The sequence below is a fragment of the Candidatus Omnitrophota bacterium genome (assembly GCA_016929445.1).
Lineage (GTDB): Bacteria > Omnitrophota > Gorgyraeia > JAFGIU01 > JAFGIU01 > JAFGIU01.
The window spans coordinates 1-14,184 of the sequence record JAFGIU010000029.1 but is presented as its reverse complement, the minus strand read 5'-3'; the positions used below and the strand labels follow the sequence as shown (position 1 = coordinate 14,184).

Here is a 14,184-nt window from a genome sequence, read left to right as displayed (position 1 = left end):
CTTTCTGACACTAATATGACTGTTTCCATCCATCCTACAGCGATTGTCCATCCGGAAGCCGTTTTGGCCGATGATGTTGTCATCGGCCCTTTTTCTTGCATTGGCGCCAAAGTCAAAATCGGGGGCGGCACGACCGTGGCCCAAAGCTGCGTAATCGACGGGGATACAAGTATCGGCGCCAATTGCGAGATTTACCAAGGGGCCAGTATTGGATTGGCTTCCCAGGACCTCAAGTATAAGAACGAACCTGCGAAGGTCATCATCGGTAACAACAACCGGATTCGTGAATATGTCACCATCCACCGTGGAACGGCCGCGACCGGGCAGACGAAGATTGGTTCTGATAATTTATTGATGGCTTATGTGCATGTTGCGCACGACTGTGTTGTCGGAAACGAGTGTGTTTTTGCCAATGCCGCGACCCTGGGGGGGCATGTGGAGGTGGCGGACCAGGTCATGTTGGGCGGGCTTTCTGCAGTGCACCAGTTTGTCACAGTGGGGACCCGGACTATTTTGGGAGGCGGGTCCAAGCTCGCTTCCGACGGGCTTCCCTATGCGATTTATGACGGGCATCCGGCCCGTTTCCGCGGAATGAATATTGAGGGCCTGAAACGGCGCGGGGTGAGTGCGGAGGTTCGATCCGAGCTGCGCAAGGCCTTTCACATGCTTTTCGATATTGCCGGCGGTTCTCGCGTAGAGCGGCTTGATGCGATTGAAAAGGCTTACCCCGGCACTGAAGAAATCAGGAATCTGGTTGCCTTTGCCCGCGCCTCCAAACGCGGTATCGGGCGTCCTGCCCGGGGCACTCCGGAATAGGAAGACAGTATGGCAGAGACGCATCAGAAGGTCGGACTCATTGCGGGCAACGGGCACTTTCCGTTGATATGGGCTGCCGAGGCCAAGAAACACGAAAGAGAAGTGATTGCCATTGGCCTGCGGGAAGAAACGGAGCCCGCTCTTGAGCAGATTGTGGACCGCATCCACTGGGTTCAGGTAGGGGAGTTGGGCAAGCTTTTCGAGATCCTCAAACGGGAAGCGCTTGTTGAGGTGGTGATGGCCGGACAGGTGCGGCCTCAAAGGCTTTTGGCCAAGGGATTGAACCCGGATTCCTTATTGACGCAGGCCTTGAACCAGGTTAAGGATCTGCGTGCCGATTCTTTGTTGGGGACCTTTGCCCGGATGCTGGAGAGTCAGGGAGTCCGGGTCCTCAATTCCACTCTCTTTCTGGAGGATTCCCTCGCAGGCGAAGGGGTCCTCACCCAAGCCCAGCCATCAGACTCCCAGCGGGAAGATGTTCAGTTTGGGCTGCAGCAGGCCAAGGTCATTGCCGGCGCAGATATCGGCCAGACTATCGTGGTTCGGTCCAAGGCGGTTTTGGCGGTAGAGGCTATTGAGGGTACGGATGCCGCAATCCGGCGAGGCGGACAGCTGGGAGGACCGGGAGCTGTGGTGGTCAAGGTTGCCAAACCCAAGCAAGACATGCGCTTCGATGTGCCGGTGGTGGGCGAATCGACTCTTCGCACCCTTCAAGAAGCGCAGGCTTCAGTCCTGGCCGTTGAAACCGGTCGCACCCTTTTCATCGGCGGGGCCGGGTTTATTCGACTTGCAGATTCTGCCGGGATTGTGCTGATGGGCGTTAAAGTCTCTTAACCCGCGAGGGCCCATGTATCCTGTTCTCCTCCAATTCGGCCCCTTTTCCCTTCGCACCTATGGTGTTTTGGTCAGCATGGCCCTGCTCCTGGGCTATTGGATCTTCCTCAAAGAGACAAAGCGTGTGGGTATTGATTCAGAGCAAGCGAGTTCCGCGCTGATTTTGTGGGTTCTCCTGGGGCTTTTGGGGGCCCGTCTCTACTATATGCTGGCTGTGGACCTTTTGTGGGTCCTGCGTCGGCCTTGGGATCTTCCCGCCCTTTGGAAGGGGGGGCTGGCTATCCACGGAGGTGTCCTGGGAGGCATTCTGGGGGTGCTATGGACTGTGCGCAAGACGCGCGTTCCGTTTGCCACCTGGGCCGATGCTGCGGCTCCTGCGCTGGCTTTGGGACAGGCCGTGGGCCGTGTCGGTTGTTTTTTTGCCGGCTGTTGCTATGGCAAGATTACGCATGTGCCCTGGGCTGTTGTCTTCACCCACCCTCAAAGTTTTGCCCCTCCGAATCTGCCCTTACACCCCACCCAACTTTACGAGGCGCTGCTGGACCTGGGCATCTTTGGTGTGCTCTGGGGAGTGCGCAAGCGCGTGCGTCCGGGGGAGACCTTTGCGCTGTATTTGATCCTCTATGGTTTGGTGAGGCTTGGGGTCGAGTCTTTGAGATGGGACCGGTTGACCCTGGGTTCCCGCTTGAGTCTGGCCATGATCGTGAGTCTCTCGATGGTGGCGGCTGCCTCGGTGTGGTTGATCCTCACTCGCCGAAAGAAGCCCTAACCCAAACCAGGGACGGTTCTCGTGGAACTTTAGTGAAACAAACACTTACATAAGGGTCGTCCCCTTCCCAAACTGGCGTGCGGATGCTTCTAGAGGGACGACCCTTACACAACTCTTGCGGCCGCAAATAGATGCCAAGAACCGTCCCTATTGCACAGCAAATCAAATTGAAGGCTTTGGAGCTCGGTTTTGATGCCGTGGGCATTGCCGGTGTCGGTGAAGATGCCCTGGACCAGTCCCGTTTCGCGGAGTGGGTGTCCCAAGATTACGCAGGGGACATGCAGTACTTGGCCCGGCGTACGGAGGGAAGGCCTTTACAGGAGCTTCTGCCCGGGGCTCAGAGTGTGCTCAGCTTGGTCTCAGCCTATCCCTCTGAAGTCCAAACTTCGGCGCCAGGTCCTTCGGCCCGCGTGGCGCGCTATGCCTGGGAAAGGGACTACCACAAGGTCCTTAGAACCCGGCTGAAGGCCCTGGAAGCCTGTTTGCCGGAGCTTGCCGGCAGGCCTGTGGCTTCCAGACACTACGTGGATACAGGGCCCATTCTGGAACGGTCCCTGGCGCACCGGGCAGGACTGGGATTTTTTGGCAAGAACACTCTGCTCATTACCCGGGATTTTGGTTCCTGGGTCTTTGTGTGCGAAGTGCTGACCGATCTCGACCTGGAGCCGGATACTCCCTTAACAGGCACCTGCGGCTCGTGCACCCGGTGTCTGGATATCTGTCCCACGCAGGCCTTCACCCAGCCCTATCAACTGGATGCGCGCAAGTGTATCTCCTATCTCACCATTGAATCCCGCGATCCGATTCCCCATGCCCTGCGGCCGGGTTTGCAGGACTGGGTCTTTGGGTGCGATCTCTGCCAGGAGGTTTGTCCCTACAACCAGAGAAAAAGGCTTGTGCGTCCCGCGATGAGTCCGGCGATCCAGCGGGCGGGTCCCACCCTCGATCTGGCCCAGGTGCTGAGGATTCGTACGGACGAAGAGTTTCTGGAAACCTTCGCAGGCACCGCCCTCATGCGCGCCAAGCGCCGGGGGCTTCTGCGCAGTGCAGCTGTGGTTGCAGGGAATCTCGGGGATCCCGCTCTTATCCCCGTGCTGGAGGAGCTGCTGGAGCTTGAAGAGGACCCCGTGATCCGGGAGCACGCGGAGTGGGCAAAGTCTGTGATCATGAGGAGCGGAGCAACGCGGTGATCTTTGCTCCGCAAAAACCCTTCGCGTCATGCGGTAGTCATTGCGAATGAAATGAAGCAATCTGGCTATAAGCGAATGATGGAGTAGGTCATGGCGAGCGGAGCACGGCAATCTTTGCGGAACAAAGATCCCCGTATCGGCCTTCGGCCTCATCGGGAAGACTTACTCCGCAAAGACCCTTTGCGTTGCTCAGGGTTAGTTCGCACCACGGGTTATGTCGCTTCGCTCCATAACCCTGTGCTCACTAAAAAAAGAGCGCTGGAACGCTTATTATCAGAACCAAACCCGTCCGTCCTCCAGACAGCGTGAATACGGTCCTGCGTCGTTCCAGCGCTTGGGGGAGTTCCCAAAAACTGTCATGCAAAGCGTAGCATATGGATTTGGGAAAAGCAATCGATTATAAGTATTTTTATCTATATTTGCGCTTCGAGGTGCAACAGGGACGGATCTCGTGTAACCTGTTGAAATATAAGGATTAGGCGAGAACCGTCCCTAATGGTGTCCGTTTAGTGGCCCGGGAGGCCGGTGGGTTACCCGTCGCACCCAGGCGGCAGCGTCATCCACCATGGCATAGGTGGCGGGCACCAGGATCAGCGTAAGGACCGTGGAAAAGGCCAGTCCCCAGGAAATGGCCAGGGCCATAGGCTTGAGAAAGGGATCCGAGCCTCCCCAGCCATAGGCCACGGGAAAGAGCCCGAAACAGGTGGTGATCGTGGTCAGGAGCACCTGCCTCAAACGGAGTTTTCCCGCACTGATAATGGATTCCCGGCGCTGATGGCCTTCGAGACGGAGCTGGTTTATGAAATTGACCAGAATGATGGAGTCGTTGACCACAACCCCGCAAAGCCCGATAAGCCCTAGGATCGCCAAAAAGCTCAAGGGTTTGCCGTGGATAAAGAAGGTGAGGATCACTCCCACAATGGCAAAGGGGATGGTGAGCATGACAATGAGCGGTTGGTGCAAGGATTGGAAATTTGTGGCCAGCAAAAAGAAGATCAGCAGCGCGGCGAGGCCGAAGGCCCGGAACAGGCTATCCAAGGACTCATTTGTGTCCTCCTGTTCCCCGCCATAGGTCACGGTATAGCCCAGGTAGCGCTGCTCCACATCGCTGAATTCCTTGGCCAGGGCCGTGTTGATTCTCACTGAAGTGGCTGTCTTTCCGTCCACGTCCGCGCTTACAGTGATCACGCGTTTGCCGTCCCGGCGCTTGATAAAGGAAAGCCCGGGTTCTTCGGTCCAACTCGCGACCTTATTCAGCGGCACCAGTAAGTCATTGCGGTTGCGTATGAGGAGTTTGTCAAAGGTAGCGGGATCATTGCGGTCCTTTTCAGGCAGGCGCACGATGACGTCCACCGCTTCTTCCGCACGCAGCGGCTTGATCTCCGTGGCAGTGGCGCCTTCGTAGGCGGTGCGCACGGTTCGGGCAATATCTGCTGTGGTCAGCCCTGAAATGGAGGCGGATTCCCGGTCGACCGCAACACGTCGCTGGAGCTTTCCGCGTTCAAAGTCAATGCGCACATCCGCGACTCCGGGCATCTGTTTGAGACGCGCTTCGTACTCCCGGGCAATTCTTTCCAATGTCTCGAAATGATCACCCTGAATGCGCACAGCCACCGGTTTCCCTGTGGGAGGACCCGGATTGATCCTTTCGAAATACAGCCGTTCCCATCCGGGCAGGTCTTTGACCTTTTCCCGAAGCTCTTCGATGACGTCATCGGCTGTGCGCTTTCTTCCCTGGGCCGGTGTCAGGTAAACCATCACCTGGCCGAGATGCGTTCCGCGCTGAGTGCCGGGATCGTCGGCTTCCTGCTGTTGTATGCCGATTTGAGTCAGATAGGTGTCCAGATCCTCTTTGGGTAATCGGTCCAAAATCGCCTCAATGGGTTTCATATATTCCGAGGTCGCTTGAAGAGGCGTTCCCACAGGGGTTTCGCCGCGGATAATAAAGGCCTCGATTCCCTCGTGAGGAAAGAGCACAAATGGGACCACGGATTTTGCCAGGAGAAAGGCACCGACGAGAAGGGTGAAGAACAGGCCCCAAAGCAAGTAGCGCAGGCGCAGGGCCGATTGCAGGATGTAGACATAGGTGTCTTGGATCGTCTGGAACCACCGGGACTCAGAGCGGTGCTTGTGGTTGGTCTGCGGGTGCACAAAGTCTGCCAGATGGGTAGGAAGCACAAAGAGGCATTCCAATAAGGAAGCCGTCAACACGATGGTGACCACCACCGGCATCCACCAGATGAATTTGCCGAAGATTCCGCTCATGAACAGCAGCGGTATAAAGGCGGAAACCGAAGTAAGCACAGTGGCCACGACCGGCTTGGCAACTTCGGCCGTGCCGTCAATTGCAGCCTGCTTGGGAGACTTCCCCATCTCAAGATGACGGTGGACGTTTTCAGACACAATGATGGCGTCATCCACCACCAGGCCCAGGACCATGATCATGGCAAACATCGTAATCAGATTGATCGTGGCTCCGAATAAATACATGAGCAGCAAGGCCGTCATCATAGCCAGCGGCAAGCCCAGCGCAGTCATCAGGGCCACCGTGCGCCCCAGGAAGAGAAAGAGCACGATCAAAACCAGGCTTAGCCCGATCCAACCGTTGTTGAGCAACACTTTGAGACGGCGCTTAACGTAGAAGCTGATGTCGTTGGCAATGCTGATTTCGATCTCTTCGGGCAGTTCCGTGCGGAATTGATCCAGTTTCTTGTTGATAAGATCCACAATCTCAATGGTATCGCCGGCCTCTTTTTTGATGACCACAAGACTGATGGTGGGTTTGCCCTTGGCGCGCAGGAGCACGTCGGTGTCTTCAAAGGTGTCGTACACAGTCGCGACATCGCCGACCTTGACCCAGTTGCCGACATCACTGGAGCGGACAATCACCTGTTCCACCTCTTCTGCCGTAAAGAACTCTCCGTCCGTGCGGATCAGAACTTCCCGTCCGTTTAAAAGAGCCTCTCCGGCTGGCACGTTGACATTGTGCTGCGCCAGGGCATTGACGATTTCATCCAGGGCAATATGGGACCCCAGCATCCGTTCGGGGTCTACCTCGATCTGGATCTCGCGGTTGCGCCATCCGCGGCGGCTCACTGCCGAAATACCCGGGAGTTCCAACAAGCGGTCTTCCAGAATCAAGGCATAGCGCTGGAGCAGGGATTCCTCAACCCACCCGCCCAAATTGACCTCGATTACAGGGGTATTTCCGGCCGTGATTTCCTGGACCAGAGGGTCTTCCACGTCTGCGGGCAGATCCCGGATGGAGTTGACCTCTTGCTGGATCTTGGTTACAACGTCGTCCACATTCGGGGCATCCGGATCAATCGTGACGGTAATGACAGAGATGTTTTCCGTGGAGACTGAGTTGATTTCATCAATGTAGTCGAGGGACCGGATTTCTTTTTCAATGGGTATGGTGACCAGCTTTTCTACCTGCTCCGGAGGCGCGCCAGGATAGAGAGTTTGCACAACCACGATATCAAAGGAGAAGTTGGGGAAAGCCTCCCGGTTCATGGCAAAGGTGGCGGCCAGCCCGGCGACCATGAGGAACACAGCAAAAAGGTTAACGAAGAGACTGTTCTTTACGGAAAATTCTGCTGGATTCAATGGGTGAATTCTTTCTTGATCTCATCCTCAAAATATACGAGGAGTTGGTTTTGGGTAAGCTGTAACTTGGTTAGCGCCCGGCGGTAGGCCAGCAGAGAGGCGTTGTGCAGGAGTTGCGAAGTATAGAGATCCTGCTGAAAATCGATTACGTCCTTGCTGCGGCTGCGTCCTAATTCGAACTGGTTTTCTTCGGCCTTAAGTTTTTGGGCTTGAAGGTCGGCGATTTTTTCGCGCAGACTCGAATTTGTCTTTGCGGTCTCGACTTGACGCACAGCATCCGCGATCTCCACAACAATATTCTTTTGCAGCTCTTCCAAGGCGAGTTCAGCTTTTTCCCTGCGCAGCCGGGCTTGTTTGAACGCGGCCCGTTCCCTGCGGTTTTCCAAAGGCAAAGTGCCTGTGATGCCTACCTCATAAGTCGGGTGTTCGTCTGTAAAAAGAGGGCTGCGGCCGCTCTCAAAGTGTTCATCCAGACGATTCCCGGACACCGCGCCATAAAGATCCAGTTGAGGGAGGAGCTCGCTGCGGGCAATGCGCGCGCCGAGAGTTTCCTTTTCCAAGTCCAGTTCAGCCTGCCGGAGGTCCCGTCTTTGTTTTAGCGCGCGCTTCAGAGCTTCCCCGGCAGAGATTTCGATTTCTCCCGGGTTCAGTCCCTCGGTAGGGACAGAATCCTTCAGAGAGGGGACTTGCAGCAAAAAGGCCAGGCCCTCTGCCAGAGTCTCAAGCTTTGCGCGCGTCAGCAGCAGGTCTGCGCGCCGGGCCTCCACATTGGCCCGGGAGGCGAGCAGATCCCGGTCCTCAACAACGCCGCGGTCCTTCTTGAGAAGGAAGATCTCCAGGAGTTCCTCGGCTTTTTGAAGCGCCATTTCCTGGATTTCAACAGCCAGCCCTGCCTCAGCCCACGCATAGTATTGGTCGGAGACCTCGGCGAGTGTGCTTTCGATCCGGTTGAGGGTGTCTAGATCAATCTGATCCACAGAGAGCTCAGTGAGCCGGACCGTCCCCCGGTCAACAATACCGGCAAAATTCTGCAGCAGGTCCTGATGCGCGGAGAGCCTGAGCTGTTCGTCATAGAGTTCGGGGTTAGCCACAAAACCGGAGCTGCTGGTGCTGCGGGTGTTGACCCAATCCAGCCCCAAGGTAGTGCCGGTGGGCAGATCCTTGGACAAGCCCATCCTCAGGTGTCCTGCGGTGCTTTTGGTGCCCATGATGACGCTGGATTGCTCCCTCTTATCCATGCTGTAGTCCACGCCGAGATTGAGGGTGGTGTCATAGCGCGAGCGGGCCTGCATGAGGTTTTGCCGGGCGTCCTGCTGATCGAGAAGGGCGACACGGACCTGAAAATTGTGGGCCAAGGCCAGGCGGAAGGCCTCATCAAGACTAAGCCCAGCCTTTGCGAAAGAATGGACTTCCGGTTCCTGGGCGCAGACAGTGGATACGCTGCCCAAAGCAAGACTCAGGAGAGCAATCAAGAAGATATTCGAAGGACGGGTGTTGGATCGATTCATCACTCTATCGGTTTGTAGCCTATTTTGCTTCAGACCCATATAATAAGAAATATGGATGACAAAGCCAAGGACTATGCCAGAATCCGCTTGCGCCTCTCTCTTATTGAAATTGTAATCGGTTTTGTATTCCTGGCCGTATTTCAGTTCGCGGGATTCTCCCGTGACCTTGCTCAATGGGCAGACGCCCACACTCTTTTTCTCTGGTCCCAGGTCTTCCTTTACTTTCTTGTCTTTGCATCGGCTTTCTGGGTGGTATCCTTGCCCTTGGGATGGTATCGCTCCTTTAAGCTGGAGCATGAGTATCATCTTTCGAATCAGAGTCCGGGCGATTGGTTCAAGGATGAGCTCAAGTCCAGCCTGTTATCCCTGCTGCTCGTGGGGGCGATGGTGCAAGGGCTTTACTTTCTCCTGCACTATTTTTCCCGGAGCTGGTGGTTCCTGGCTGCCGTGGGATGGTTGCTGATCACCGTTCTCCTGGCCCGTGTCTTTCCGGTCCTGATCCTCCCACTCTTCTATAAGTTGACGCCTCTGGAAGACGTGTCCCTGAAGAAACGCCTCATGGATTTAGTGGAGAAGACGGGTATGACTGCGATCAATGCCTTTAAGATGGATATGGGGGCCAAGACCCGCAAGGCAAACGCGGCGCTCATGGGAGTGGGTCGGTCCAGACGGGTTGTCTTGGGAGATACCTTGCTGGAGAACTTCAGCTCAGAGGAGATTGAAGTCGTTTTAGCGCACGAACTCGGGCATCACAAACTGCGGCATATTGCGCAACACCTGGTGCTTTCTACGGCTGCGGCGCTCGGGGGGTTTTATTTGATCCATCTGAGCGAACCCTTTTGGCTGTCCGTGGCCGGTGTTGAGAGTGTCAGCAGTGTGGCGGCCTTTCCCCTGATCTGTTTGATTTTGACCGGGCTCAGTTTGGTCTTGATGCCTTTGCAAAACGGTTTTTCGCGGGTTTTGGAGCGGCAGGCCGATCAATTTGCCCTCAGTCTCACAGGACGCTCAGAGGATTTCATTTCCTGCATGGAGAAATTGGCCTTGCAGAACTTGGCGGATCCTACCCCCCATCCTTTTGTGGAATGGTTCTTCTATGATCACCCCGCCATTTCCAAACGCCTGGCCATGGGGCGCGCCTATGCGGAGTCCTTATCATGAATTATCCGGTGCCCCAGGATAAGACTCTGGCCTATCTGCGCTATTTCCAGTTGACACTCGTTGTCTTGCTCTCTATCGGTCTTGTGGTGGGGGCTTTTTTTTGGGTGCAAAACTCGCAGACCGAAAAATTGCATTTGGAGTTTGAACGCCTGTCTGCCGCCTGTGTCCAGAGCCTCCAGCAGGGTGTCGACGAATCCTTGACGGCCCTGCTTTCGGCCAGTAATTTTTCCGCTGCTACGAGTTCGGTGGATAGCCGTGAGTTTGGAAAATTTGTTTTCGGCATCAAGCTCGACCAACCCGAGATACGCGCCATGGGCTGGGCTCCCCAGGTGAAGGAATCTGTGCGCAGCGCCTTTGAAACCTCGGCCCGTCAGAATCTGGGCGGATTCATGATCAAGGAGAAGGATTCGAACGGCAGCTACCGGGCCGCTCAGACCCGGGAGGTCTATTACCCCGTTTATTTTTTGGAGCCTGACTTGCGTGAGGCGTCTGAGTTGATCGGTTTTGATATTGGATCCAATGCCGATTGTGCTCTGGCTATGCAAGCGGCCCAAAGCAAGGGACTTCCGGCTGCCGTAGAACAACGGGCTCTGGGGATCAAAAATGCCGGAGCCTTCAGCCTATTGGTTTTCTTGCCGGTCCGCCGGGGCGTCGGGAGTGCTGCCGAGTTATCGGAGGAGGACAATCTAAGGGGCTATGTGATCGGGCTTGTGGAGATGGATGATCTGGTGACGGAGCTTTTGGGGCAGACTAATTTGAGGGGTGTTCAGGTTTTGCTCTCCGGCATGGAAGACACGACCGGAGAGTCCCTGCTTTTTGAGTTGGGCCGGGGGAAGTTGGCCATTCCTCCGGGAAAGGGATTGATTCCCGCCGGGACACAGGAATTCGAGGTTCGCAATGTTCTAAAAGTGGGCGGGCGGAAGTGGTATTTGACTTGCTCCCCGACTGCTGAGTTCTTAAACCAGCGCCGGTCCGTGCAGCCCTGGATTGCTCTTTGGGGCGGGCTGATGCTTTCGGGTCTGTTGGGCGCCTATCTTTTTATGGGGATGCGCCGCGCAAGCCAGATCGAGAAGCTTGTATCCGAACGCATGGCTGAGCTGGCCATGGCCAATCAAGGTTTAGTGAATGAAATGACTGTGCGCAAGCGGGCGGAGAAGAGTCTTAAGCGCGCAAACGAGGAGCTTCGCGACAACCAGAAGGAATTGCTCGATGCGTTGCATGAGCGGGAAAGAGCGGAGGAGCGCCTGAGATCCGTGAACGAGGAGCTCGTGGAGAACGAGAAAAAACTTCTGCAGACTATGGCTGATTTGGGACAGACCAATGAAGAGCTCCAAAACACCCAGCTGCAGTTAATGGACGCGGAAAAATTGGAGCTTGTCGGCCGGTTGGCCGCGGGTTTGGCCCACGAGGTCAAACACCCTTTGTCTGTTCTTCTGATGGGAGCCGAATACATACGGCGGGAACGCACATCCACGGATCCCGACAATGAAGGCATCGAGACGATGCTCGAGGACATGATTGTGGCGGTAAAGCGCGCGGACTCGATCATTCTGGGTCTGTTGGATTTCGCGCGCGCCTCGACCATCACGATGCTTCCGGGGGACCTGGTTCCTGTGCTCGAAAATTGCCTCACACTGCTTAAACACGATTTCAGCCGTTACGGCATTAAGGTGACTACGGAGATTCAGGAAAACCTGCCTGAGGTGGTGATGGACCGCAATCGTATCGAGCAGGTCTTTATCAATCTCTTCGGCAATGCGGTCCGGGCCATGCCCGAAGGGGGCAAGCTCCTGATTCAGGTCCGGTGGGAGCGTCCCAAGGATGCGGAAGCGAGGATCCTGGTCAGGATCCAAGACTCGGGAGTCGGGATCCCGGAACATGTTCTCAACCGGATTTTCGAACCCTTCTTTACAACACGGCTCGATTCGGGCGGGACCGGGCTGGGTCTGTCAATCGTCAAGAACATTGTAGAAATTCATCACGGCAAAATCCAAATCGAGAATGCGCCTGAGGGGGGAGCTGTTGCCACTGTTTTTTTTCCGGTGGGGAAGATTCCTGAAGCCGCATAGCAGGGGGGGATATGGGGGAAATGGTTAAGAAGAAGGTCTTGATCGTTGACGATGAGGAATCCTTGGCCAAGATGATCCGGCTCAATCTTGAAGACTCCGGACGGTACGAGGTGCAAGTGGAGACCTTTGGATCCAAGGCCTTTGCAGCGGCCAAGGAGTTTAAGCCGGATATCATCTTTTTGGATATCGTGATGCCTGATTTGGAGGGCTCGGAAGTGGCTTTTCAGATCCGGGAGGATTCGGAGATCGGCCGGATTCCCATTGTGTTTATGACTGCAACAGTGATCAAGGAAGAAATCGGGCCGGATGGCAGGATTGGGGGACATCCCTTTTTGGCAAAGCCGGTTGGGACCGAGGATTTGGTGCGTTGTATCGAGCGATTCACCAGCTGATACCTTTAGGAGGGAACGAATCTTGGGATTCAGTCTGAGTTCTATCTTGGCGTTTATCGGCGGCACGCTCTGCGCCATGTGGAAGTTCTTGATGATGGCAGGGGATATGCCCGGGGCGCAGCCCTTGGTTGAATTCTTTTCTTCCTATGGTTCGGCCGTGGGCCTGGTTGGTTTGGCGACGTGTGCATTAGGGCTGTGGACCCTGATCCGCAACGAGGAAGGCAAGGTCTTGGCGATTTTCGCCATGGCTTTGGCCTTGGCCGGCGCCTATGCTCTAATGGTGCCCCATATCCGCTTTGGGATTGCGTACTTAGCTAAGCTCGCCGGCCGCTAGTCCGCAGGCATCTCGCCTGTTTTGGCGCCCCGGTGTACCATGTTCCCATGTCTCTGCTCACCTATCACAGCCAGGACTTTTCTGCCCTGGAGCAGAACCTGTTCTCCCAAATTGAGGCGCTGAAGAAGGAAGAGCCCCTCGCTCCTATCGCTGTGGTGGTTCCCACCCAAACCCTTTTGCGCTATTTGCGGCGCCGCTTTTTGGAGAACGGCCGGAGCTACTTGCAGTTTGAATTCCTTTCCTACCCGGGCTTGGCGCGGGCTGTTTTGGAAGGTGCCTGTTTGGAATCCCCGGCCGTTATCGGCAAAGAAGTACTGGGGCCTTTGCTGGCAGGGGTGTTGGACGGGATGCCTGACGGATCACTGCACAATTATCTGCGCCGTTTCCCCGGCGCTTTTTCTGCCTTTCTCGGGATCTGCCGCGAGTTGCGCGATGCCGGCCTTACTAATGCCGAGCTCGCCCCTATCCTCCGGTCATCCGAAGAAGAGGAACTTCTCCGGATTTTCGGCGCCTTTGAGAAGGCGCTCGAAAAACTGTTTGAAACCACGGGCCGTACGGATAGAGCCGGACTCTCCCGTTACGCGCGGCGCTTTGTGGGGGAATCCGAATATGTGCGAAACCTGCGCGCGGTTTTTCACTACGGGGCCTATGACCTCATCCAGACCCATATCGACTTCTTCTGGGAGCTGTCCGGGCATACGGAGCTGCGTCTGATGGTTCCCGGTGTGGGCGACTCTCCGGTCTTCACACCGGGGCGGCAGTTTGTGTCCCAGGCCTGGGTTCAGCAGGGAAGGCTTCATTGCTTGCCGGCAGCTTTGAGGCCCGCATTGTTGGGAGAGCGTCTTGCCGGATTGTATTCGGAGGCCCGGCGTTTTGAGTCTTCCATTTCCTCCGACAAGGTGCAGATTCTCAGCGCAGTCGGAGCGCGGGGAGAACTGGAGGCTGCGGCCCGCAGGGTTCTCTGTTTGAATGAATCGGGTGTGCCCGTGCATGAGATCGGGATTGTGGCGCGTTCGCTGGAACCTTATGCCCCCTACTTAGAGCCGGTTTTGGGCGGGCTGGGCATCCCCTTTCACAGCACTGCTTCCCAACCTTTGATGCGGTTGCCCTTGCCCCAGGCCTTTGTGCGTTTGATTGAGGTCTTGGATGAGGACTTCCCCCGCGAGGCATTTCTGGAACTTTTGCGCAACACGCATTTCCGCACAGAGTCATTACTCCGCGGGGCGCGTCACGCGGCAGATCAATGGGATCGCTTTAGCCGGGAGGCCGGGATTCTGGGAGGAGCCGGGTCCTGGCAACACGATTTGCCCGAGTGGGCCCGGATGAATCTGGACCAGACCGAGCGCCTGGCTTTGAGTGAAGGAGACGCGGTGGAGGAGTGGGTGCTTCGCCGGGTGGAGTCGGCCAAACAGTGTTTGGCCCAATGCGAGGATCTCGGGCAGCTGGTCCGGGGCCTGCAGATCTGGCAGGGCCGTTGGCAGCAGGAGAGAACCTGGCCTGAGTGG

Annotated in this window: 11 protein-coding genes; 9 read left to right on the top strand and 2 right to left on the bottom strand. The window is 56.2% G+C overall.

Annotated elements, in window-relative coordinates; translation table 11 throughout:
- Positions 1 to 15 precede the first annotated feature (15 nt).
- The 4 genes from lpxA to queG all read left to right on the top strand — a co-directional run bounded on the left by lpxA (position 16) and on the right by queG (position 3,609).
- The gene (lpxA, locus tag JW937_02555; protein ID MBN1586292.1) at positions 16 to 816 is read left to right on the top strand and encodes an acyl-ACP--UDP-N-acetylglucosamine O-acyltransferase; all 801 of its coding nucleotides are present in this window, start codon (positions 16 to 18) and stop codon (positions 814 to 816) included.
- 9 nt (positions 817 to 825) lie between these two features.
- The gene (gene lpxI, locus JW937_02550; GenBank protein ID MBN1586291.1) at positions 826 to 1,650 is read left to right on the top strand and encodes a UDP-2,3-diacylglucosamine diphosphatase LpxI; all 825 of its coding nucleotides are present in this window, start codon (positions 826 to 828) and stop codon (positions 1,648 to 1,650) included.
- A gap of 13 nt (positions 1,651 to 1,663) precedes the next feature.
- Positions 1,664 to 2,419 (top strand): prolipoprotein diacylglyceryl transferase, encoded by a 756-nt coding sequence (lgt, locus tag JW937_02545; GenBank protein ID MBN1586290.1) that lies wholly within the window; start codon positions 1,664 to 1,666, stop codon positions 2,417 to 2,419.
- A 131-nt stretch (positions 2,420 to 2,550) separates the two neighbouring features.
- The gene (gene queG, locus JW937_02540; protein ID MBN1586289.1) at positions 2,551 to 3,609 is read left to right on the top strand and encodes a tRNA epoxyqueuosine(34) reductase QueG; all 1,059 of its coding nucleotides are present in this window, start codon (positions 2,551 to 2,553) and stop codon (positions 3,607 to 3,609) included.
- A 492-nt stretch (positions 3,610 to 4,101) separates the two neighbouring features.
- Here queG and JW937_02535 read toward each other — a convergent pair whose 3' ends face one another.
- Both JW937_02535 and JW937_02530 read right to left on the bottom strand, forming a co-directional pair.
- Positions 4,102 to 7,218, bottom strand: coding sequence for an efflux RND transporter permease subunit (locus JW937_02535; protein ID MBN1586288.1), 3,117 nt, complete (start codon positions 7,216 to 7,218; stop codon positions 4,102 to 4,104).
- Complete coding sequence (locus JW937_02530) at positions 7,215 to 8,726, bottom strand: TolC family protein (protein ID MBN1586287.1); 1,512 nt, start codon at positions 8,724 to 8,726, stop codon at positions 7,215 to 7,217. The genes JW937_02535 and JW937_02530 overlap by 4 nt, the downstream gene beginning before the upstream one ends.
- A gap of 51 nt (positions 8,727 to 8,777) precedes the next feature.
- Here JW937_02530 and JW937_02525 point away from each other — a divergent pair, with 51 nt between their 5' ends.
- From JW937_02525 to JW937_02505, 5 genes are all read left to right on the top strand, one after another.
- A complete protein-coding gene (locus tag JW937_02525) occupies positions 8,778 to 9,884 on the top strand; it encodes a M48 family metallopeptidase (protein MBN1586286.1) in 1,107 nt (368 codons plus the stop codon).
- Positions 9,881 to 11,953 (top strand): CHASE domain-containing protein, encoded by a 2,073-nt coding sequence (locus tag JW937_02520; GenBank protein MBN1586285.1) that lies wholly within the window; start codon positions 9,881 to 9,883, stop codon positions 11,951 to 11,953. The genes JW937_02525 and JW937_02520 overlap by 4 nt, the downstream gene beginning before the upstream one ends.
- Before the next feature lie 11 nt (positions 11,954 to 11,964).
- Positions 11,965 to 12,345: a response regulator gene (locus JW937_02515; GenBank protein MBN1586284.1), complete on the top strand. Its 381-nt coding sequence runs from the start codon at positions 11,965 to 11,967 to the stop codon at positions 12,343 to 12,345.
- 22 nt (positions 12,346 to 12,367) lie between these two features.
- A complete protein-coding gene (locus tag JW937_02510) occupies positions 12,368 to 12,679 on the top strand; it encodes a hypothetical protein (GenBank protein MBN1586283.1) in 312 nt (103 codons plus the stop codon).
- 47 nt (positions 12,680 to 12,726) lie between these two features.
- Positions 12,727 to 14,184: hypothetical protein (locus JW937_02505; GenBank protein ID MBN1586282.1), on the top strand; the 1,458-nt coding region annotated here is incomplete at its 3' end.